Origin of the sequence: Actinomadura chibensis NBRC 106107 (assembly GCF_001552135.1) — a bacterium.
Taxonomy (GTDB): Bacteria; Actinomycetota; Actinomycetes; order Streptosporangiales; family Streptosporangiaceae; genus Spirillospora; species Spirillospora chibensis.
On record NZ_BCQP01000035.1, the window covers coordinates 80,792 to 102,065 of the forward strand.

Below are 21,274 nucleotides of genomic sequence, written 5' to 3' on the forward strand. Positions count from 1 at the left end.
CTCCTTTCAGGACGCGGCGCGCCGCAGGGACAGGGGCAGCCCGGCGAGGGCGGCGCCGCCCGCGGCGAGGGTGCAGAACAGGTAGACGTCGGTGTAGTCGCCGTGCGCGGCCCGCGCCGGGAGCAGCGCGGCGAGGACGGCGATGCCGAGCGCGCCGCCGAGCTGGCGGGCCGTCGTGTTGAGGCCGGTGGCCCCGGCGAACCGCAGCGGGTCGACCGACAGCGCGGCGGCGGACGCGGTGCCGGTGGTGACCATCCCCATGCCGGTCCCGACGAGCAGGCCGACGGGGAGCCAGAACGTGGCGAAGTGCGGCTCGGACGGCAGCGCGGCGATCGTCCAGACCCCGCCCGCGACCATGATCAGTGCGCCGCCGGTCACCGCCGGGCGGACGCCGATCCGGCCGGTCAGCCGTCCCATGAGCACGGCGGCCGCGGTGGCGGTGAACGCGCCGGGCGTGGAGGCGAGGCCCGCCTTGAGCACCGAGTAGTCCCACTTGTCGGTCAGGTAGAGGACGCCGAGCAGGAGCCAGCAGTAGAGGGCCGTCCCGTAGAGGAAGGAGGCGGCGTTGGCGAGGGCGAACCGGTGGCTGCGCCACAGCGAGATCTCCAGGGCGGGCACCGGGTGCCGCGCCGACCGCCACAGCGCGAGCCCGACGACGGCGGCGCCGCCGAGCAGCAGGGCGAGGGTGCGGGCGTCCGTCCAGGACCAGTCCCGGGTCTGGGTGACGCCGAGCGCGACGGCGCCGACGCCGCCGCCGAGCAGGACGGTGCCGAGCAGGTCAGGCAGCCGTCCCGTGCCGCCCTCGGCGCGCGGCAGGCGGAGCGCGGCGCCGAGCAGCGCGAGGCCGACCGGCACGTTGATGACGAACAGCGACCGCCAGCCGAACTGGTCGACGAGCACGCCGCCGAGGCTCGGGCCGATCGCGGCGGCGAACGCGCCCGCCGCGCTCCACAGCCCGATGGCGCCCGCGCGGCGCTCGGGCGGGGTGTCGCGCAGCAGCAGCGCGAGCGACGCGGGGATCATCGCGGCCGCGGCGGCGCCCTGGACGGCGCGCGTCCCGAGCAGCACGGGCACGGTCGGCGCGAGCGCGCAGGCGAGCGAGGCCAGCGTGAACAGCCCGATGCCCCACCGGTAGAGGGCGCGCCGCCCGACCAGGTCGGCGAGCCGCCCGGCGGGCGCGAGCAGCGCGGCGAACAGCACCGCGTAGAGCGTGATCATCCAGGTCAGCCCGGACAGCGAGGCGGCCGGGAAGTCGGCGTGCAGGTCGGGGACGGCCAGGTTCGCGACGGTGGCGTCGAGCATGGCGAGGAACGTCGCCCCGGCCGCGAGCCAGGGGACGTCGCGCCGCGCGCGGGCCGCGGCGGGCGCCGCGGCGGTCTGGACGGACGACATCGGAGGAGCCTCCAAGAAAAATAAACGAACGGTCGTACACTCTTCCGTCCGAGGCCCTCCCGTCAAGGGGGTTCCCGCGTTGACTTTGTACGAACGGTCGTGCAGATTATTGGGTGTGAGCACCGACGGACGGCTTCTCAAGGGCGCGCAGACGCGCTCCGCCATCCTGTCCCGCGCCGCCGACATCGCGTCCGCGGAGGGCCTGGAGGGCCTGTCGATCGGACGGCTCGCCACCGAGCTGCGGATCAGCAAGAGCGGCGTCTTCACGCACTTCGGCTCCAAGGAGGAGTTGCAGCTCGCGACCGTCCGCAAGGCCGTCGAGCTGTACCGGGAGCACGTGATCCAGCCCGCGCTCGACGTGCCTCCCGGCCTCGGGCGGGTCCGCGCGCTGCTCGCCGCGTGGCAGCGCTACCAGCGCGAGCCGGTCTTCCCCGGCGGCTGCTTCTTCCACTCGACGATGGCCGAGTTCGACGCGCGGCCCGGCCGCGTCCGCGACGCGATCGCGACCTCGCAGCGCGACTGGCGCGGCTTCCTGGAGCGCTGCCTGCGCGAAGCGCGCGAGCTCGGCGAGATCGACGCGGCCGCCGACATCGCCCAGCTCGCCTTCGAGCTGGACGCGGTCTGCCGCGCCGGAGCGGCCCACGCCCTGCTGCACGACGACCCGTCCCAGTTCGACCGGGGCGCCCGCGCGGCCGAGGCGCGCCTCGCGGCCGTGTCCGTCAACGCTTGACGGAGTAGGACGGCCGCGTGTTCAGCGCCTCGGCGTCGTCGAACGACGTCCGCCGGTACGCGCCGGTGATCGTGCGCAGCTCCTCCGGGGTCAGGACGTCCTCGATCTTGTCGAAGCCGTCCGGGGCGCGCTCGCCCACGGCGTGCAGGACGCGGTCCGCGGGCATGTCGCGGCAGGCCAGCACGATCGCGTTGACCGGTTCGCGGCGCGCCCGCTCGTAGCCGAGCAGCCCCTCCGCCGGGTCGGCGGCCTTCGCCAGCTCGTGCGCGAGGACGCGCGCGTCCAGCACGGCCTGCGACCCGCCGTTCGACCCGATCGGGTACATCGGGTGGGCGGCGTCGCCGAGGAGGGTGACGCGGCCGGACGTCCAGCGGTCGAGCGGGTCCCGGTCGACCATCGGGTACTCCAGGATCTCCGCCGTGCGGGACAGCATGGCCGGGACGTCGAGCCAGTCGAACGTCCAGTCCGCGTAGTGGGGGAGGACGTCCTCCAGGCGGCCGGTGCGGTTCCAGTCGGCGGTCTGGCCGAGCGGGGCGCCGGAGGGGAGCCTGACCTCGGCGACCCAGTTCAGCAGGGCCCGTCCCGCGCGCTCCGCCTGGATGGAGATCGGGTACACGACGAGCTTGCTGGCGGTGTTGCTGCCCGCGACGGCGAGCGTCCGCCCGGACAGGAACGGCTCGCCCTCGGTGACGCCGCGCCACATCCGGATGCCGTTCCACAGCGGCGGCGGCTCGTCCGGGTTCAGCTGGGCGCGGACGGTCGAGTGCAGCCCGTCCGCCCCGACCAGCACGTCGGCGTCGACGGTCTCGGCGGTGCCGGACGCGCGGTCGAGCAGCCGCGCCCGCACCCGCGACCCGTCCTGCTCGAAGCCCTCGAACAGCGTGCCCGCGCGGACGGCGCCCGCGCCGAGCCGCGCCCGGACCGCGTCGAGCAGCGCCATCTGCAGCTCGCCCCGGTGGATCGAGTACTGCGGCCAGTCGTAGCCGAGCGCGCGGCCGCGCGGCTCGCCCCAGATCCGCCCGCCGTGCCGGTCGAAGTGGACCATCTCGGCCGTCGGGACGCCGAGTTCGGCGAGGGCGCCGCCGAGCCCCAGCTCGGTGAGCTCCCGGACGGCGTGCGGCAGCAGGTTGATGCCGACGCCGAGCGGCCGTAACCGCGCCGCCGACTCGACGACGAGCGTCTCCACGCCCGCCTCGTGCAGGCTCAGTGCGGCGGTGAGCCCGCCGATCCCCGCGCCGACGATGACCACGCGCATGAAACGCCCCCTTCGTTCCAGCCTGTCCTAGGCGCGGCCGCCGCTCGCGGGCGCCGCGCCGGGGACCTTCGCGCCGCCCCGCACGAGCCGTCCGACCTCGGCCCTGAGCTGGACGAACTGCGGCATCCCCCGCGTCTCGATCTGGTCCCGGTCGGACGGCAGCCCGACGGGCAGGTCGGCGTGCACGCGGGCGGGGGACCGGTTCAGCACGACGACCCGGTCGCCGACGTACACGCTCTCGTCGATGTCGTGCGTGACGAGCAGGATCGTGATCTTCTGCGTCCGGTGCACCTGGAGGACGAGGTCCTCCAGGTCCTCGCGGGTCTGCGCGTCGACGGAGCCGAACGGCTCGTCCATCAGCAGGAGGGACGGGCGGTAGGCGAGCGCCCGCGCGATCGACACGCGCTGCTGCATGCCGCCCGAGAGCTGCCACGGGTACTTGCGCCCGGCGTCCGGCAGGCCCACCGACTCCAGCGCGGCCTGCGCGGCGGCGCGCCGCTCCTGGCGCGACATGCCGCGGCGGCGCAGCGGCAGCGCCACGTTGTCCCGGACGGTCAGCCACGGGAACAGCGACCTGCTGTAGTCCTGGAACACCACGGCGAGGTCGTCGGGCACCCCGTTGATCGGCGCGCCGTTCAGGGTGAGCGTCCCGCCGGTGGGGCGGAGCAGCCCGGCGATGCAGCGCAGCAGCGTGGACTTCCCGCAGCCGGACGGCCCGACGATGCTGAGCAGCTGCCCGTCCGGGACGGTGAGGTCGAGGCCGTCGATCGCGCGATGGCCGTCCGCGTAGGAGTGCGTGAGCCCGGTTATCTGGAGCATTTCCTTCGCCTTCTCCGTCTGTGGGCGCTCCATGGGCGGGGGCGGGGAGTCCGTCGACGGGAGATCGTTCACCGCGCGGGGAGCGTAACGCACCACAGATCAACTATGAGTGGTATGAGAGGAATTTCCGTTGATTATCGCTCGGTGGCGCTCCAGTACATGGCCTCCTCGTCGGCGGCGACGGCGACGTCCACGATGAACGGGCCCTCGTGCGCGAGCGCCTCGTCGAGGGCCCCTTCGAGGTCGGCGGCGGACGTGACCGTCCGCCCCGGCACGCCGAGCCCGCCCGCGACGGCCGCGTAGTCGATGCCCGCGATGTCGGCGCCGACGACGCCGTCCATGCCGATCCGGCGGCCGAGCGCCCGCACCGCCCCGTAGCCGCCGTTGTTCATGACGATGACCGTCATCGGCAGCCGGTGCCGGGCGGCCGTCCAGAGCGCCTGCACCGAGTACATGATCGCGCCGTCGCCGAGGACGCACACGATGCGCTCCCCGGACCCGGCGAGCGCGCGTCCGACGCCCATCGGCAGGCTCCAGCCCAGCACGCCGCTGCCCATGGTCAGGAACGTTCCAGGCTTCGTGATCGGGAACCGCGCGTGGAACATGTCCCGGTGGCTCGGGATCTCCTCCACGAGCACCGCGTCCGCGGGCATCCGCTCCCGCAGCGCCTCGACGACCAGGGCCGCGTCGATCGGGTCGGCCCGCTGCGGCCGGGCCAGCCGGGGCCGCGGCTCGGGGGCCGGACGGTCGGCCTTGTCGACCAGCTCAAGCAACCCGGACAGCCCCGCCTGGAGGGTGGTGAGGACGCCCGTCCCGACCGGAGCCCACGCCGTCAGCGTGGGATCGCAGTCGAACAGGAACAGCTTCGTGCCCTCCGGGATGAACGGCCCCTCGGTGTGCACGTGGTAGTTGAACACGGGCGCGCCCAGCACCAGCACGACGTCGTGCCCCTCCAGCTCGGCGACGAGCCGGTTCCGGACGGGCGGCAGGAACCCCTTGAAGAGCGCGTGGTCCTCGGGGAAGCCGGACCGGCCGGACAGCGGGCTGATCCACACGGGCGCGCCCGTCCGCTCGGCCAGGCTCACGACCAGGTGGCTGACGTTCTCGTCCTCGACGCCGGAGCCGACGACGATGACGGGGTTCGCGGCGTCGTTCAGCGCGTCCGCCGTCTCGCGCAGCGCGGCGGGGTCGGCGGCGAACCCGGCCCGGATCTCGCGGTGCGGGACGGGCTCGGCCGGACGGTCCCAGTCGTCCTCCGGCACGGACAGGAACACCGGCCCGCGCGGCGGCGTCATCGCGACGCGGTACGCCTCGGCGAACGCGGCGGGCACGTCCTCCGCCCGCTCGGGCTGCCTGCTCCACTTCACGTACGGGCGCGGGAACTGCGCGGGCTCGTCCGCGCCGAGGAACGGGCGCGTCGGCAGCATCGCCCGCGTCTGCTGCCCCGCGACGATGACCAGCGGGATCCGGTCCCGGTAGGCGTTGAAGACGCCGCCGAGCGCGTGCCCGACGCCGCCCGCCGAGTGCAGGTTGACGAGGGCCGCGCCGCCGGTGCCGAGGGCGTGCCCCGCCGCCGCGCCCACCGCGACGAGCTCCTGCAGGCCGAGCACGTACTCGAAGTCCGCCGGGAAGTCGCGGAGCATCCGCAGCTCGGTGGAGCCGGGGTTGCCGAAGACGGTGGTCATCCCCATCCGCCGGCAGAAGTCGAACACCGCGTCCCTGACCGTGAACTCCGCCGTCATGAATCCGCCTTCCGCGCCCCGCGGTGCCAGGAGAGCAGCCGCCGCTCCACCGCGAGGAGAATCGTGTTGAACAGGTAGCCGAGGATGCCGAGCAGCACGATCACCGACCAGATCGTCAGCATGTCGGACTGGCTCTGCGCGTTCGTCAGCTCGAAGCCGAGCCCGTCGGACGTGCCGGGCAGCAGCTCGGAGAAGACCATCAGGATGAGCGACAGCGACAGCGCGAGCCGCAGCCCCGCGAAGATCTTCGGCAGCGCGGACGGGATGATCAGGTACCGGATCCGCTGCGGCCCGGACAGCCGGAACGCCTCGGCCGTCTGCATCTGCGTCGCGTCGACGCTGCGGGCGCCGTCGGCGGTGTTGAGCAGGATCGGCCACACCGCGCCGAAGACGATCGACGTGACCTGCATCTGCGTGCCGAGGTTCAGCAGGGCGATGAACACCGGCACCATCGTCGGCGGCGGGATCACCCGCGCGAACTGCAGCACGGGCTCCAGGTAGGCGAGGGCGCGCTCCGAGCGCCCGAGCGCCATCCCGAGGACGATCCCCACCACCGCCGACAGCACGAGCGCGATCGCCATCCGGGCGAGGCTCGGCGCGATCGAGTCGCGCGCCCCGCCGCTGAAGAACAGGTGGTTCGCCGGACCGGCGAACCACATGTCCCGCATCCGCCGGACGATGTCCGACGGCGGCGGGAAGAACGGGCTCTCGGCGATCCGCGTCGCCGCCTCCCACGCCGCGACGAGGACGGCGAGGGGGAGCAGCCGGTGCGCGAGGCCGCGGGCGAGCCGCCCGGCGGCGGCGCCGGGCCGCGCGGGGCGCCGGGTCACGGCGGCGGCCGTCATGACGCACCACTCCTCTGCGCCAGGTGCCACCGGAACGCGCGGTTCTCGGCCTGCACCAGCACGGTGTCGATGATCAGCCCGATGCAGCCCGCCCAGACGGTGCCGGCGAGCACGTCGCGGGTGCCGTCGGGGACCGTCCCGGCCTGGGCGATGAACATGCCGAGGCCGTCCCCGAACCCGGACAGGATCTCGGTCCCGACGGCGAGGATCAGCGCGACGGACGCCGACAGCCGCACCCCGGTCGCGATGAAGGGGGCCGCGCTGCGCAGCGAGACCCGGACGAGGACCTGCGCGCGGCCGAAGCCGAACGAGCGCAGCGTCTCCTTGGCGAGGGGGTCGACGTCGTGGAGCCCGTACATCGTGTTGAACAGGATGGGCCAGCTGCACGCGTAGACGATGAGCGGCACCTCCATGTTCAGCCCGGAGCCGAGGATCAGCCCGGCCAGCGGGATCAGCGCGACCGACGGGATCGGCCGCAGGAACTCCACGATCGCCCGGACCGCGGTGTTGACCGCGGGGACGCTGCCGAGCAGCAGCCCGAGCGGCACCGCGATCGCGACGGCGATGGCGAGCCCGAGCGCCCACGCGGTGAGCGTGACGCGCACGTTGAACAGGAAGTCGGTGTCGCCGAACAGCTCGATCGCGCGGGCCGTGACGCTCGACGCGGGAGGCAGAAAGGAACGGTCCACTATCCCGGCCCTACCGAGGACCTCGCTCACCAGGAACAGGACCGCCACCCCGGCGGCCCCCCGCGCCCACTTTCCTGGACGGGAGAGGCCGCGGGGCGGCGTCGTCTGGTCGGCCATAGATCGTCAGTGCCCCGCGTCAGGACGCCGGCTGGAACAGGATGGCCTTCAGGTCCGGCTTCTCCTTCACGAGGCCCGCCGCCGTCATGAGGTCCACGACCCGCTGCATCCGGGTGGTGTTCAGCGAGCTCGGGTAGCCGGGGAGCGTGATGACGCCCGCGACCTTCGCGTCGATCTTGGTGTAGGTGGGGAGCACCTGCTCGACGCGCTTGCGGTCGCTGCTGGCGATCTCCTGCGCCTTGAAGATCGCGCGCTGGAACGCGGCGGCGGTCTTCGGGTTGTCCTTGACGAAGTCCTGCGTGCTGAGGTAGCCGGCGATCGGGGTGTTGGTGACCGGCTCCGAGCCCGCGTCCACGGCCACCCGGGCGCCGAGCGCCTTCTCGGTGCCGGAGGTGAACGGCTCGACCGAGTGGATGGCGTCGACCTGGCCCTTCTGGAGCGCGGTCGCCATCTGCGGGAACGGCACCTGGATGTACTGGACCTTCGAGGCGTCGACGTTGTTGGCCTTCAGAATCGCGTTCAGCGTCAGCGACTGGATGTTGTTCAGAAGGTTGACCGCGACCTTCTTGCCCTCAAGGTCCTTGGGGGTGCGGATCTTCGAGTCCGGCATGACGAGGACGTCCATCATGTGCGAGGTCAGGGACGCGCCCTCGGCGAGGATGCTCAGCTTGAGCGTGCCCTTCGCGTTGGCCTGCAGGAAGGACACGTAGTTGCCGCCGGCGATCACGTTCACGTCGCCCTTGACCAGTGCCGGAATGGCCTGGGTGCTCTGCTGGACGGGCTTGATCTCGACCTTCAGCCCCTCCTTCTCGAAGAGCTTCTCCTTCTGGGCGATGTAGACCGCCGCGTCGTCGGCGAGGGGCAGCGCGGCCACCGTCACGGTGTCCTTCTCAAGTCCGCCGCCGCCGGACGAGTCGTCCGAGTCTCCGCAGCCGACGGCGGTGGACAGGAGGAGGGCGGCAGCGCTCACCAGCGCTGAGAGACGGAGGGATTGCCGCATGGGCACTCCTTAAACTCACGGGGGAAGTTGTATCGGCAGGGCTGTCGGCCGGGACAAGCGAGCCAGGGGAACGACTGTAGCCACCACGCCGGACGCCTGAAGATCACGTGCGTCCGGAGAGTATCGCGTACCGGGTGACTTGGGTGGTTTGGCTCCGAATTGTGTGACTGTCTTGTGTCCTGGGCGAGTGCCAGGCACGGTGGGCGTGCGAACCGGAGTGGCCTTCCATAAGACGTTCGCGCCGTTTTGTTTCATTGGCCGCCGGTGGCCTTCGTTGGGCTTCCCGGGCTTTCACCGCCGCAGGTGACGGTGCATCGCCGGGCTGCTCCGCAGAGTCACGGCCCCCGCGCCATCTGGCCCGGAACCGGTTTCCGCCGCCCGGGGGACGGGTCGGGACGAGCAGCGCCTGTTACGTTGTGAGAGTTTCCGATCACCGTAGGTGCGACTGCGGAGCGTGATCGCCCGTACTCAGTAAAACGGACATACGGGCATGAAGTCACGATCATGGCATTGGTCAATATCGGCTGGCCTATGGTCCTTTGCGGCCTATCCGTGGATGTGCTGCAATGTCGTGCGCCGAGGGTGAAGAAGATGTCGCAATTACCCTTCGCGTCCGTGTAGCCACGGAGAGTGCGACATCGTGGAGAGGGTGTTAACGGCGGATGCAACCAAGCGACGAAGGTCGCGACGGTCCTCGACCCGGTAACGTCGGGACGCAGTCGGGCCAACCGACACGGTCGGGCAGCAGGCTGAGCCTGCGGAACTGGCGGGTGCCCCAGCGGCTCATCGTCCTGATCCTGGTTCCGACGGTCGCCGCCGTCGCGCTGGCCGGGGTGCGCATCTCCAGCTCCCTCAGCGAGGCGGAGGCGTACGGCCGGGTCGAGCGCATGGCGGAGATGGGCGACGGGATCACCCGGTTCGTCCAGCAGTTCACGGCGGAACGGGACCTCGCCGTCGAGTACAGCGCGAGCAACCGCGCCGCCGCCCTCCTGCCCGAGCTGGAGGGCCAGCAGCGCAAGACCGACGCCCAGATCGAGCCGGTGCGCGCCGCCGCCGGCGTGATCAACGCGTCCTACGGGACGGAGGCCGTGCGCGACGCGCGCACCGTGCTCAACAGGCTCGACGGCGTGAAGGCGCTGCGCTCCCTCGTCACCGGCACCAAGGTGCCGGCCTTCACCGTCCTGCAGAAGTACACCGAGGCCACCGACGAGCTCGTCGCCATCCTCGACGGCCTCGCGCAGAACGTCGCCGACGACCGGCTCGCGGAGTCCAGCCGGGCGCTCGGCGCGCTCGCCCGCGCCAAGGAGGCGGTGTCCCGCGAGCGGGCGCTGCTGCTCATCGGCGCGCGCTCGCACCGGCTGGCCGCCGACGAGCTGCAGGAGCTCACCGCCGCCCGCTCCCAGGAGGACAGCCAGCTCGCCGCCTTCCGCGACTCGGCGCGGCTCGACCAGATCCAGCTCTTCGAGGACACCGTCGTCGGCCCCAAGGTCGACCAGGCCCGCGAGGTGCGCCAGCGCGTGATCGCGGGCGTCGGCGCGTCCGGCGGGAACCTGCTCCCCTCGCTCGGCACCGCCCGGTCCGCCGCCGTGATCCGCGACTCCATGACCGACATGGTCGGCAAGATGCGCCTGGTCGAGGAGCGGCTCGCCGACGACATCAAGGTGCGCAGCGACGACCAGGGCGCCGCCGCCCGGACGTCCACCATCACCGACTCGATCATCGTCGCGGTGCTGCTCGCCGCCGTCCTGCTCGTCACGATCCTGATGGCGCGCTCGCTGGTGCGGCCGCTGCGCCGGCTGCAGTCCGGCGCGCTGGAGATCGCCGGCACCCGGCTGCCCGGGCTGGTCGACCGGCTCCGAGATCCGGAGGCCGCCGCGGGCGGCATCGAGGTGCAGCCGATCGAGGTCGACTCCACCGACGAGATCGGCCAGGTCGCCCGCGCCTTCGACGAGGTTCACCGGGAGGCGGTGCGGCTCGCCGCCGACGAGGCCGTCCTGCGCGGCAACATCAACGCCATGTTCGTCAACCTCTCCCGCCGCAGCCAGTCCCTGATCGAGCGGCAGCTCCGCCTGATCGAGGAGCTGGAGCAGAGCGAGCGGGACGAGGAGCAGCTCGGCAACCTGTTCCGCCTCGACCACCTCGCCACCCGCATGCGCCGCAACTGCGAGAACCTCCTCGTCCTCGGAGGGCAGGAGCAGGTGCGGCGCTGGAACCAGGCCGTCCCGCTCATCGACGTCGTCCGCGCGTCGCTGTCCGAGGTGGAGCAGTACGAGCGGGTCGCGCTCCGGGTTCAAGGCGACATGACGGTCGCCGGGCCCGTCGTCAACGACCTCGTCCACCTGCTCGCGGAGCTGGTGGAGAACGCGACGGTGTTCTCGTCCGAGCACACGAAGGTGACCGTCTCCGGCCAGACGCTCAGCGGCGGCGGCGCCATGCTCCAGATCACCGACAACGGCGTCGGGATGTCGACCGAGGACCTGGAGCAGGCGAACTGGCGGCTGGCGAACCCGCCCGTCATCGACTTCTCCGCCGCCCGCCGCATGGGCCTGTTCGTGGTCGGCCGCCTCGCCGTCCGGCACGGGATCCGGGTGGAGCTGCGCGCCGCGCAGGGCGGCGGGCTCACCGCGTTCGTGGTCCTGCCGGACGCCGTGATCACCCCCGGCGACACCGCCGGGATCGGCACCCGCGGCCTCGGCCCGCGCGAGGCGGGCGCGCACGGCCAGCTCGCCGCGCTCACCACGTCGCCCGAGCCGCCCGCGCTCGGCGCGAGCGGCGCCTTCCAGCAGCCCGGCGAGCGCGGCCCGGCCGGGCCGATGACGGGGCCGATGACCGGGCCGATGACCGGCGGGACGGGCTCCCACCCGATGGTCGGCGGCACCGGCCCGCTGCGCCCGATCCGGCGCGGCACCGGCCCCCAGCCCGCCCTGAACGAGACCGGCCCCATCCCGACCGGAACCGGCCCGATCCCCACCGGGACGGGCGCGCATCCCACGGTGCCGGGCACCGGGCCGCAGCCCGCCGTCCCGCCCGCCGACGACCCCTACCAGCCGGGCGACCGGCGCCCGCCGCGCCGTCCGGGCGAGCTGCCCGTCCGGCGGCCGGGCGCGCACCTGCCCGGCGGCGGCGGAGCCGCGAACACCTCCGACGACGGCCCGAACGGGCTGTTCCAGCCGCGCAGCGAGCGGCGCGACGACACCGGGTCCAACGGGGTCTACCGGCCGAACCCCGGCCAGACGGGGCCGCAGTCGGTCGTCCCGGAGGCGCAGCCGATCGTGCCGGACCCCGGCTCCGGGCGGCAGATCCCCTGGGAGACCGGGCCGCTGGAGCAGGTCCCGGGCGAGCAGGGCCCCTACGCCGACGCCGCGCCGCCCGACCCGCGGGCCGCGCGCCAGACCGGGGCGCACGGCACCCGGTGGACGGACGCCGCCGAGCGGACGGGGGAGCGCCCCGTCCCGGTCCCGCCCGCCCCGCCGGAGAGCGCCGCGCCGGAACCCGCGGCCCCCGCCCCGCCGCAGGCGCCGCCCGAGCCGAAGCAGCCGCGCCGCCTCCCCGAACGCTCGCCCATCTTCGACGCGATGCAGTCGGAGTGGTTCCAGCGCCGGTCGGCCGACGCCGGCTCCGGCGAGGACCCGGTCCGCGGCTGGGAGTCCCCGGCCGACGCCGGGTTCCGGGCCGCCGAGGCCGCGCGCCGGCCGGTGGCCGCGAGCCGCACCAGCGTCGGGCTCCCGAAGCGGGTGCCCGGCAAGAACCGCATCCCCGGCGCGGTCGGGCACGCGGCGGCGCCGGCCGCCGCGCAGCCGCCGCCGGAGCCGCCGCCGGGGGCGGCCGAGCGGGAGACCCCCGCGCAGGGGCAGCCCGCCCAGGGCCGCCAGGGTCACGGCCAGACGGCCGACGTCGTACGCAACCGTTTCGCGAGTCTCCAGCGGGGCGTCCACCGCGGGCGCCACGAGATCCGCGATTCAGGCACGTCAGGTGAGGCGCCGTCGCAGCGCGACGACGAGACAGGAGGCACCCGGTGAGCGGGCAGGATCTCAACTGGTTGGTGACGAACTTCGCGGACCGTGTCGCGAAGGTCGCGCACGCCGTCGTGGTCTCCTCGGACGGCCTGCCGATGGCCTACTCGTCGGGCTTCCCGCCCGAGCGGGCGGACCAGCTCTCGGCGATCGCCTCGGGGCTGATGAGCCTGACCCAGGGCGCGGCGAAGATCTTCGACGCGGGGGGCGTGAACCAGACCGTCGTCGAGATGGACCGCGGGCTGCTGTTCGTCATGTCCATCACGAACGGGTCGGTGTTCGCGGTGCTGGCCGCGCCGGACTGCGACCTCGGCCTCGTCGCCTACGAGATGACGCTGCTGGTGGAGCGCGTCGGCCGGGTGCTCACGCCCGCGCTGCGCGCCCAGGACCAGCAGCAGCCGCCGTTCTCGGGGCCTCCCGTGACCGAGATGGGCGCCGGGCCCGCCCGTTATTGATCGTGACTGATTAGGCCGGAGGTCGGCGACATGGATCGAGGCAGTCCCTTCGGAGGCGGTCCCGGAGGGCCCGGACGCTGGCCGGGCGACCCCCAGGGGAGGACGCCGGCGCAGGGACGTCCTCCCGGGCGCGACGAGGGCGACCCCGGCGCGAGCTCGTCGCTGGTGCGCCCCTACGCGGTGACCGGCGGACGGACCAAGCCGCGCTACGACCTGGCCATCGAGGCCCTGGTCACCGCCGCGCCCTACCCGCCGCGGGACGTGGCCGTGCTGACCCCGGAGTACCGGGCGATCATGGACCTGTGCCGGTCCGCCCGCTCCGTGGCCGAGGTCTCCGCCCTGCTGCGCCTGCCGCTCGGCGTCGCGCGGGTCCTCATCGCCGACATGGCCGTCGAGGGGCTGCTGCGCCTGCACCAGTCCCAGCCCGCCACCACCGCCGGCGGACAGCCGGACCTCCGCTTGCTAGAAAGGGTGCTCAGTGGCCTTCGGAAGCTCTGACCAGATCCCGGGCCCGCCCGGCGGCGAGGCCGAGCTGACCTCGGTCAAGATCGTCGTCGGCGGCGGGTTCGGCGTCGGCAAGACCACGTTCGTCGGCTCCGTCTCGGAGATCATGCCGCTCACCACCGAGGCGGTGATGACCGCCGCGAGCGCCGACGTGGACGACCTGTCCGCCGTCCCGGACAAGACGACCACCACCGTCGCGATGGACTTCGGGCGCGTGTCGCTCGACAGCGAGCTGATCCTGTACCTGTTCGGGACGCCGGGCCAGCACCGCTTCTGGTTCATGTGGGACGACCTGGTCCGCGGCGCGATCGGCGCCGTCGTCCTCGTCGACACCCGCCGGCTGGAGGACTGCTTCGCCGCCGTGGACTACTTCGAGGAGCTCGGCCTGCCGTTCGTGGTCGGCGTCAACGGGTTCCACGGCGAGTTCCAGTACGCCGTCGAGGACATCCGCGAGGCCCTGTCGATCAGCGCGCACGTCCCGATCGTGCAGTGCGACGCGCGGAGCCGCGAGTCCACGAAGCAGGTGCTGATCACGCTCGTCCAGCACGCGATGACGGTGCACGCCGCGACGCCCGCCGCCGCGTCCGCGCCGCCCGCCGGCCCCGGCGCGCAGCCGCCCGGCGTCCAGCCGGGAACGACGTCGCCGAGCTGGACCTGACGCCCCGGCGCCGGAGGCCCTGACGCCCGCCGCCCGGCGCCCCCCGACCCGGCCGGAATCCGGTCGCGTGACTCGTGTGTACGATGCATGATCTACGTGATCTACCATGAACCGGTGTTGGGGGTTGCGATGCAAGAAATGGGGCGGATCAGGACGTACGTGGCCATCGGCGACAGCTTCACCGAGGGCCTGAACGACCCCTACCCCGGCGAGGACGACCGCTTCCGCGGCTGGGCCGACCGCCTCGCCGAACACCTGGCCGCGCGCCACCCCGGCCTCCGCTACGCCAACCTCGCCGTCCGCGGGAAACTCGTCCGCCAGATCGTCGACGACCAGGTCCCCCTCGCCGTCGACCTCGCCCCCGACCTCGTCACCCTCTGCGCCGGCGGCAACGACATGATCCGCCCCGGCGCCGACCCCGACGCGCTCGCCGTCGTCTACGACGACGCCGTCCGCAGACTCCGCGCCACCGGCGCCGCCGTCGTCGTCTTCACCGGCTTCGACACCCGCGGACTCCGCACCGGCGGCCGCATCCGCGGCAAGGCCGCCACCTACAACATGCACCTGCGCGCCATCGCCGACCGGCGCGGCTGCACCGTCGTCGACCTGTGGCCCCTCCGCGTCTTCAACGACCCCCGCGCCTGGTCCGAGGACCGCCTCCACCTCTCACCCGAAGGCCACCGCCGCATGGCCCTCCTCGTCGCCGACGTCATCGGCGTCCCCGGCGACGACGACTGGCGCGCCCCCTGGCCGCCCGCCGACCCCGCCGACTGGCTCACCCTCCGCCGCGAAGACGTCCGCTGGGCCCGCACCTACCTCCTCCCCTGGATCGGCCGCCGCGCCACCGGCCGCTCCACCGGAGACGGCCGCGCGCCGAAGCGCCCGACGGCTACGCCGCTGTAGCCCAGGGGGGACGACCCCCCTGGAACCCCCCGTCGCGGCGCAGGCGATCCTCGCGTCGCCGTTTCGGTCTGTCGTGCCTGTGCGGGTGTGTGCGGCGCCGCTGCGGTCGCCTGCGCCGACGGGCCGTGCGGCCTCCGGCGCTGGGGCGCCTCCGGCCGCACGGCCCGTGGCGCGGGTTTGGGGCTTGTCCAAGGAGCGCTCTTGCCGGTATGGGGTCCGGCCTGCGGCGTCGGGTTGGGCCCGTCCGTGGAGTGTTCTCGCTGGCCGCCTTCGGTCGTTCGGGCTGGGGGTGGGTTGGGGGGTTTTCGCGGGAGATCGGGGGGAGTGTGAATTGTCTTGGATGTATTGATTTGGGGTGGTTGGGGGGTTGGCGAGTCGGTTATGGGGTGGTCGCGGGGCGGGGAGCGGAAATGTGCGGGGCGCATGGGGCGGGGCTAGATTAGCCGTCGGTTCTGCGCGAATGTTCGTGCGCGGGCCTCGATTGACTCGAAAGGAATCCCAGGTGCGCTCTCCTCGGTTGCCTGATCATCTTGAAGTGCTGCTCACCGAGGAGCCCGTGCTGGATGTGTACGCGTTCGGGCCGTGGCGGGTGCCGGACGGGCTGTACGACGAGATGCGCGAGCGCGCGCTGGAGTACAACCGGGACCAGCGGGCCGTGGTGTTGACGCGGCAGCTCAGCGACTTCTACGGGAGCGACACCAGCGCGGCAGGCGCCGAGCAGTGGTCGCTGCTGACGTTCCTGCTCGGCGCGTCCGCCGTGCGCGGCGGGTCGCGGGGGGACGTCGACTACGAGCTGCTGTCGGCGTTCCTCGCGACGCCGGAGTCGGCCGTCCGGGAGCCGACCGCGTGGTTCACTCAGGGCGGGCGGTGGCGTCCGCCGGGGCTGTGGCTGCCCGAGCCCGCCGGGAACGACCGCGAGCGGCGCGCGGTGATGTTCGAGCTGGCGCGCGCCGGGCTGGACGTGTTCGACGGGCTCGAACCCGTCCAGAGGCGGCGGAAGGCGCTGATGGACCTGTTCGACCGGCGGGCCGCCGACCCGGAGTTGCGGGAGCTCGACATGAGCGTCCCGAACCCGCGGCTTGAGGACCTGTGGGTGTCCGGGCTGACCGAGGAGGAGTTGGCGGTCCTGCCGGAGCTGGCGGGGCCGGTCGCTTATCTGGGGTGGGCGTGCTCCGGGCTGGACGCGGCGCACGGGCGGCTGGCCGGGGCCGTCGCGGACGGCGACGAGCCCGACGTCTCGCTCGCGCGGCTGCTGCTCGCCGCCGAGGCGCGGGTCGTCCCGGCGGAGCTCGCGGTGGTGCTCGGGACCACCCGCTACGAGAACGTGGAGGAGCGGTTCCGCGCGGCGCGCGAGGGGTTCTCGGCCGACGCCTGGCAGCAGGACGTGCGGGCGTGGCTGGCGCGCGGTCTGGTCGCGGGCGAGGCGGACGCCGCCCGGGCTTGGCTGGACATGGCCGTGCGGATCACCGGGTCCGTTCAAGGTCTGCCCGAGGCGCCGGTGAGTCCGCGGTGCCGTGTGCCGGTCCGGATGTTCCAGGCCGACCTGCGGCGGCTGTTCACCGTGCGGCGCGTCTTCAACACGCTGACCTTCGGTGGCGGGGACGGGGTCGAGGAAGAAGAAGGCGGCGAGGAGGCCGCCGTCGCCGGCGGCGGTGTGCTCGTCGGGCAGCCGGAGCTCGCGGGGGCGGTCGGGGAGGCGGTGGCCGCGCGGCTCGCGGGGGAGCGGCCCGTCCGGCTGCTGGTCGCCGGGCCCGAGGGCACCGGCAAGGGGACGGCGGCCGAGCTCGTCGAGGCCCGGCTCGCCGCGGGCGGCGCGGTGCGCGAGGCGATGTGGATCTCCGACCAGGTGTTCGCGTCGCTCGGCGTGAGCGACGCCGTGCTGTGGCTGCAGACCCGGGTCCGCGACTGCCTGGAGGGGCGGATGCTCCTCGTCGTCGACGACCTGGAGAAGCTCGCCGCGCACGAGCGGTGCGGCGCGGCGGCGGCCGAGGAGCTGCGGCGGCTGATGGCGCGGTCGCCGTCGCTGGACGTCGTGGCGCTGTGCCGTCCCGGCGGCGACCGGCGGCTGTTCGACGCCAACCCCGCCCTGGTGCGGGCGTTCGACGTGGCGCGCACGCGCGACTTCGGCGAGGACGACTTCGCCGAGCTGTTCGCGCTCGCCGCCGCCCGGCGCGGCGCGCGCGTCGCCCCGGGCGTCGCCGCGACCGCGGGCGGAATGCTCCGCCGCACCCCGCCGCTGCGGAACCTGCGCGGCGCGCGGCTGGTCGAGCACATGGCCGCCGAGGCGGTCGCCGCCGCCTACCGGCGCGACGGGGAGGGCGCCCTTGAGGTCACGGCGGCCGACCTGCCGCAGCGGCTCGTCCCGGGGCGTCCGGCGGAGGCCGACCCGCTCGCCGAGCTGGCCGCCTGCGCGGGCATCGAGCCCGTCAAGCGGGAGGTGGACGCGCTGGTCGCCGAGGCGAAGGCGGCGCGGCTGCGGCGCGAGGCGGGCATGACCGCGCGGACCCGGCCCCGGCACCTCGTGTTCACCGGCAACCCCGGCACCGGCAAGAGCAAGGTCGCGGGCATCCTCGGCCGGATCTACGCCGACCTCGGCGTGCTGACGTCCGGGCACCTCGTCCAGGTGGAGCGGGCCGACCTGCTGGGGGAGTTCGCGAGCGAGAGCGTGCTGCGGGTCCGGCGGGCGGTGGAGCAGGCGCACGGCGGCGTGCTCGTCGTCCGGGACGCGCACGCGCTGGTGTCCGCCGCGTCGGACGCCGCGCGCGGCCGCGAGGTACTGGACGTGCTGCTCACCGGCGTCCAGGCCTACACCGAGGACCTCCTCGTCGTGCTGACCGGGCCCGAGGCCGAGCTGAACGGGCTGCTGAAGTCGCATCCCGACCTCGCCGCGCTGTTCCCGCGCACCGTCCGGTTCCCCGACCTCACCGTGGACGAGCTGGTCGAGGTGTTCGCCGCCAAGGCCGCCGACTCCGGCTTCGCGCTCGCCCCCGGCGTCCTCGACCGGGTGCGCGAGCTCGCCGACTCCGCGCCGCGCGACCGCGGGTTCGGCAACGCCCGCGCGATGATCAACCTGCTGGACCGGGCCGTCGCGCTGCAGGGCCGCCGCGTCCTCGCCGACGGCATCGTCGACGAGACCGAGTCGCTCGACGAGATCCTCCTCGACGACGTCCCCGGCACGCTCAGCCGGGGCCGCGACGACGTCCCCGGCGACCCGCTCGCCGAGATCGAGCGGCTGATCGGGCTCGCCGACATCAAGCGGGAGGTGGCCGCGCTGGTCGCCGAGGTCCGCGCCGAGCAGCTCCGGCGGGACGCCAAGGTGTCCCCGGCGTCGCCGTCCCGGCACATGGTGTTCATGGGCAACCCGGGCACCGCGAAGACGACGATCGCCCGGCTGGTCGCCGCCGTGTACGCGCGGCTCGGGCTGCTGTCGTCCGGCCACCTGGTGGAGGTCGCCCGCGCCGACCTCGTCGGCGAGTTCATCGGGCAGACCGCGCCCCGGGTGCGCGGCGCGGTCGAGCGGGCGCTCGGCGGCGTCCTGTTCGTGGACGAGGCCTACTCCCTGTCGTCCGCCGCGGGCGACAGCCGCGACTTCGGCCACGAGGCGATCGCCGAGCTGCTCCGCCTGATGGAGGAGCACCGCGGCGACCTCGTCGTCATCGTCGCCGGGTACGACGCGGAGATGGAGCAGTTCCTCAACGTCAACCCGGGCCTGAAGTCCCGGTTCCCGAAGGTGCTGCGGTTCCCCGACTACACCGACGACGAGCTCGTCGCGATCTTCGAGTTCATGGCGGCGGAGGCCGGGTTCGCGCTCGCCCCCGGCGTGCTGGACGCGCTGCGCGTGCTCGTCGGCGCCCAGCCGCGCGGCGCCTCGTTCGGCAACGCGCGGCTCGTCCGGAACCTGCTGGAGGAGTCGATCTCCCGGCAGGCGCGCCGGATCACCGCCGCCGACGACGCCGCCCCCGGCGGGATCGCGCACGACGAGATCGTCACGCTCCGCCCGGAGGACCTCCCCGACGTCCCGGCCCCCGAGCGGAGCATCGGCTTCGGTCCCTACATCTAGCCCGCGCGCGCTTGCGGGTCGGCCGCCCCGTACGCGGCGGCCTGGAGGGAGTACAGGTCGGCGTAGAGGCCGTCGCGCGCCATCAGAGCGGCGTGGTCGCCCTCCTCGACGACCAGGCCCCGCTCCAGGACGTAGATCCGGTCGGCGTACCTGACGCTGGCGAGCCGGTGCGTGATCAGCAGCACCGTCCGGCCGTCGGCGTGCGTGCGGATCCGCTCGAACAGCAGGTGCTCGGCCCGCGCGTCCAGCGCGGCGGTCGGCTCGTCGCAGATCAGCAGCGGCGCGTCCCGGTAGAAGCCGCGGCCGACGGCGAGCCGCTGCCACTGCCCGCCGGACAGCTCCGCGCCGCCCTTGAACCGGCGGTCCAGCAGCGTGTCGTAGCCCGCCGCGAGACCGTCCACCACCTCGTCGGCCCCGGACGCGCGGGCGGCGGCGAGCAGCGCCGGGTCCTCGTCCTCGCCGTGGACGTGCTCGCCTCCGCGTCCCATCGTGATGTTGTGCCGGGCGGTCATCGGCCAGTGCGTGTACTCCTGCGCGATGACGGCGACGCGCTGCCAGACGTCCTGCGGGGCGACCCGCGTCAGCGGCACGTCGTCCCAGCGGACCTCGCCCTCGTCCGGGTCGTACAGGCCCGCCATGATCTTCGCGAGCGTCGTCTTGCCGGACCCGTTCTCGCCGACGAGCGCGACCACCTCGCCCTGGCGGAGGTCGACCGAGACGCCGCGCAGGGACGGCTCGTCCGCGCCGGGGTAGGTGAACGCGACGTCCTCGACGCGGATGCGCGCGAAGTCGTCGGGCAGGCGCGCGCTCCGCTCCGCCGCGGCGGCGGGCAGGGCGCGGCGCGGGATGCGCTCCTCGGCGGCGTCGCAGAAGGCCACGTAGTCGCCGAAGTACAGTCCCTCCTCGTAGCACCGGTTGACGGCGTAGACGAGGTTGGCCAGGGACGTCTGGCCCGTCCTGATCGCGAGCACGGCCGTGCCCGCGACGGCCAGCGGCACGGCCCCCTTCCACAGCATGACGCCGAGCGCGACGTACACCGCGGCCGTCGCGACGCCCTTCAGCATGTCGCCGGTGATCTTCACGACGGTCTGCCTGCGCGCCACGTCCAGCTCGACGTGCCGCTGGTAGGACGCCGCCCGGTCGTACTGGCCGAGCAGGAACGCCCGCATCGTGAACGACCGCACCTCGGCCGCGTGGCGCCGCTCCACCATCAGGTCGGACAGGATCCACTTGCGCCGCGTCACCCCGACCAGGGAGAGCAGCATCAGGTACCGCATCCGCGCGCTGCGGACCGACGCCCACCCCTCCGGCACGGCCGTCAGCAGGAGCAGCGGCAGCAGCAGCGGGTGCAGGACGCCGAGCGTCCCGGCGGCGGCGACCATGCCGACCGCGCCGGTCAGCACGTCCACCGCGTACTGGACGACCATGGGCGCCGACATCATGCCGCGGCCCTGGGCGCGTTTCAGCTCGTCCAGGAAGTCGGAGTCGTCCAGCGCGGTCAGGTCGACGGCGGTCGTGGCCTCGAACAGCCGCAGCTCGACGAGCCGCTCGACCTGCGGCTGCAGCCGGGCCTGCGACCAGCCCGCGCCCGCCTGCAGCCCGGCCCGCAGCGCGACCGCGCCCGCCACCAGCGCCAGCGACGGCAGCGCGTCCCGGACCCGGGACGGCGTCGGCGCCTCGCTGAACAGCGCGGTGAGCACCCCGGTCGTCGCCAGCAGCCAGAACGCGGTGAAGAACCCGGCGGCGAGGTTCAAACTGACGGTGACGAGCGTGTCCTTCCTGCTCGCCCGCCAGGCGAGGCCCGCCGCCTGCGCGATCACGGCCGGAAGCCGCCGCGCCATCGTGCGCATCCCCGTCTCGGTGAGTTCCTTGTCCCGCGCGTGCCAGTTGAGAATCACCTCGGGAAGGCCGGGATCGGGGGGCGGTTCCCGGCGGCGACGGCTGCGCCGATTCGTCCCATTCTGGTGGTTACCTCGGGAGAAACGCCGTCCTGTGCCCATGCGCCGCCCTTCGCGCGTCCTGTCCGGCCCAGGGCAGTGTGCACCTTGAGGAGGACGGTGTCCGCTCCATGTGTCACAGAGCGAGGTGATTC

15 protein-coding genes are annotated in these 21,274 nt (G+C 73.6%); 7 read left to right on the plus strand and 8 right to left on the minus strand.

Annotation, left to right across the window (positions count from 1 at the left end; genetic code table 11):
• Positions 1-6 precede the first annotated feature (6 nt).
• Positions 7-1,392, minus strand: a complete 1,386-nt coding sequence (locus tag ACH01S_RS20250) for an MFS transporter (RefSeq protein WP_067893494.1) — start codon at positions 1,390-1,392, stop codon at positions 7-9.
• A 115-nt stretch (positions 1,393-1,507) separates the two neighbouring features.
• Here ACH01S_RS20250 and ACH01S_RS20255 point away from each other — a divergent pair, with 115 nt between their 5' ends.
• Positions 1,508-2,122, plus strand: a complete 615-nt coding sequence (locus tag ACH01S_RS20255) for a TetR/AcrR family transcriptional regulator (RefSeq protein ID WP_246236990.1) — start codon at positions 1,508-1,510, stop codon at positions 2,120-2,122.
• On the opposite strand, the gene ACH01S_RS20260 is transcribed toward ACH01S_RS20255, so the two are convergent.
• From ACH01S_RS20260 to ACH01S_RS20285, 6 genes are all read right to left on the minus strand, one after another.
• The gene (locus ACH01S_RS20260; RefSeq protein WP_067893498.1) at positions 2,112-3,377 is read right to left on the minus strand and encodes a flavin-dependent oxidoreductase; all 1,266 of its coding nucleotides are present in this window, start codon (positions 3,375-3,377) and stop codon (positions 2,112-2,114) included. The genes ACH01S_RS20255 and ACH01S_RS20260 overlap by 11 nt on opposite strands.
• Positions 3,378-3,404: 27 nt before the next feature.
• A complete protein-coding gene (locus ACH01S_RS20265) occupies positions 3,405-4,196 on the minus strand; it encodes an ABC transporter ATP-binding protein (RefSeq protein WP_067893558.1) in 792 nt (263 codons plus the stop codon).
• Positions 4,197-4,330: 134 nt separating this feature from the next.
• Positions 4,331-5,938 (minus strand): benzoylformate decarboxylase, encoded by a 1,608-nt coding sequence (gene mdlC, locus ACH01S_RS20270; protein WP_067893500.1) that lies wholly within the window; start codon positions 5,936-5,938, stop codon positions 4,331-4,333.
• Positions 5,935-6,783, minus strand: coding sequence for an ABC transporter permease (locus tag ACH01S_RS20275; RefSeq protein ID WP_083980904.1), 849 nt, complete (start codon positions 6,781-6,783; stop codon positions 5,935-5,937). The genes mdlC and ACH01S_RS20275 overlap by 4 nt, the downstream gene beginning before the upstream one ends.
• Positions 6,780-7,589: an ABC transporter permease gene (locus ACH01S_RS20280; RefSeq protein ID WP_067893502.1), complete on the minus strand. Its 810-nt coding sequence runs from the start codon at positions 7,587-7,589 to the stop codon at positions 6,780-6,782. Before ACH01S_RS20280 ends, ACH01S_RS20275 begins: the two co-directional genes overlap by 4 nt.
• Positions 7,590-7,608: 19 nt before the next feature.
• Complete coding sequence (locus ACH01S_RS20285; RefSeq protein WP_083980905.1) at positions 7,609-8,589, minus strand: ABC transporter substrate-binding protein; 981 nt, start codon at positions 8,587-8,589, stop codon at positions 7,609-7,611.
• A 770-nt stretch (positions 8,590-9,359) separates the two neighbouring features.
• Between ACH01S_RS20285 and ACH01S_RS20290 the strand changes: the two genes are divergently transcribed.
• From ACH01S_RS20290 to ACH01S_RS20315, 6 genes are all read left to right on the plus strand, one after another.
• On the plus strand, positions 9,360-12,608 hold the full coding sequence (locus ACH01S_RS20290; protein WP_187414056.1) for a nitrate- and nitrite sensing domain-containing protein: 3,249 nt from the start codon (positions 9,360-9,362) through the stop codon (positions 12,606-12,608).
• The gene (locus tag ACH01S_RS20295; RefSeq protein WP_067893504.1) at positions 12,605-13,057 is read left to right on the plus strand and encodes a roadblock/LC7 domain-containing protein; all 453 of its coding nucleotides are present in this window, start codon (positions 12,605-12,607) and stop codon (positions 13,055-13,057) included. Before ACH01S_RS20290 ends, ACH01S_RS20295 begins: the two co-directional genes overlap by 4 nt.
• A 30-nt stretch (positions 13,058-13,087) precedes the next feature.
• On the plus strand, positions 13,088-13,555 hold the full coding sequence (locus ACH01S_RS20300) for a DUF742 domain-containing protein (protein ID WP_083980906.1): 468 nt from the start codon (positions 13,088-13,090) through the stop codon (positions 13,553-13,555).
• A gap of 34 nt (positions 13,556-13,589) precedes the next feature.
• A complete protein-coding gene (locus ACH01S_RS20305; RefSeq protein WP_246237041.1) occupies positions 13,590-14,219 on the plus strand; it encodes a GTP-binding protein in 630 nt (209 codons plus the stop codon).
• A gap of 138 nt (positions 14,220-14,357) precedes the next feature.
• Entirely contained in the window at positions 14,358-15,122 is a 765-nt protein-coding gene (locus ACH01S_RS20310) for an SGNH/GDSL hydrolase family protein (protein WP_370671579.1), read from the plus strand.
• A 535-nt stretch (positions 15,123-15,657) separates the two neighbouring features.
• Entirely contained in the window at positions 15,658-19,182 is a 3,525-nt protein-coding gene (locus tag ACH01S_RS20315) for an AAA family ATPase (RefSeq protein WP_067893511.1), read from the plus strand.
• On the opposite strand, the gene ACH01S_RS20320 is transcribed toward ACH01S_RS20315, so the two are convergent.
• Positions 19,179-21,080: an ABC transporter ATP-binding protein gene (locus tag ACH01S_RS20320; RefSeq protein WP_067893513.1), complete on the minus strand. Its 1,902-nt coding sequence runs from the start codon at positions 21,078-21,080 to the stop codon at positions 19,179-19,181. The two genes, ACH01S_RS20315 and ACH01S_RS20320, sit on opposite strands and share 4 nt — an antisense overlap.
• Positions 21,081-21,274: the final 194 nt, after the last annotated feature.

Excerpts from the sequence above, each read along its gene's own strand:
- ACH01S_RS20250 (WP_067893494.1), bottom strand. The coding sequence starts at position 1,392 with ATGTCGTCCGTCCAGACCGCCGCGGCGCCCGCCGCGGCCCGCGCGCGG.
- ACH01S_RS20260 (WP_067893498.1), bottom strand. The coding sequence starts at position 3,377 with ATGCGCGTGGTCATCGTCGGCGCGGGGATCGGCGGGCTCACCGCCGCA.
- ACH01S_RS20265 (WP_067893558.1), bottom strand. The coding sequence starts at position 4,196 with ATGCTCCAGATAACCGGGCTCACGCACTCCTACGCGGACGGCCATCGC.
- mdlC (WP_067893500.1), bottom strand. The coding sequence starts at position 5,938 with ATGACGGCGGAGTTCACGGTCAGGGACGCGGTGTTCGACTTCTGCCGG.
- ACH01S_RS20275 (WP_083980904.1), bottom strand. The coding sequence starts at position 6,783 with ATGACGGCCGCCGCCGTGACCCGGCGCCCCGCGCGGCCCGGCGCCGCC.
- ACH01S_RS20280 (WP_067893502.1), bottom strand. The coding sequence starts at position 7,589 with ATGGCCGACCAGACGACGCCGCCCCGCGGCCTCTCCCGTCCAGGAAAG.
- ACH01S_RS20285 (WP_083980905.1), bottom strand. The coding sequence starts at position 8,589 with ATGCGGCAATCCCTCCGTCTCTCAGCGCTGGTGAGCGCTGCCGCCCTC.
- ACH01S_RS20300 (WP_083980906.1), top strand. The coding sequence starts at position 13,088 with ATGGATCGAGGCAGTCCCTTCGGAGGCGGTCCCGGAGGGCCCGGACGC.
- ACH01S_RS20310 (WP_370671579.1), top strand. The coding sequence starts at position 14,358 with ATGGGGCGGATCAGGACGTACGTGGCCATCGGCGACAGCTTCACCGAG.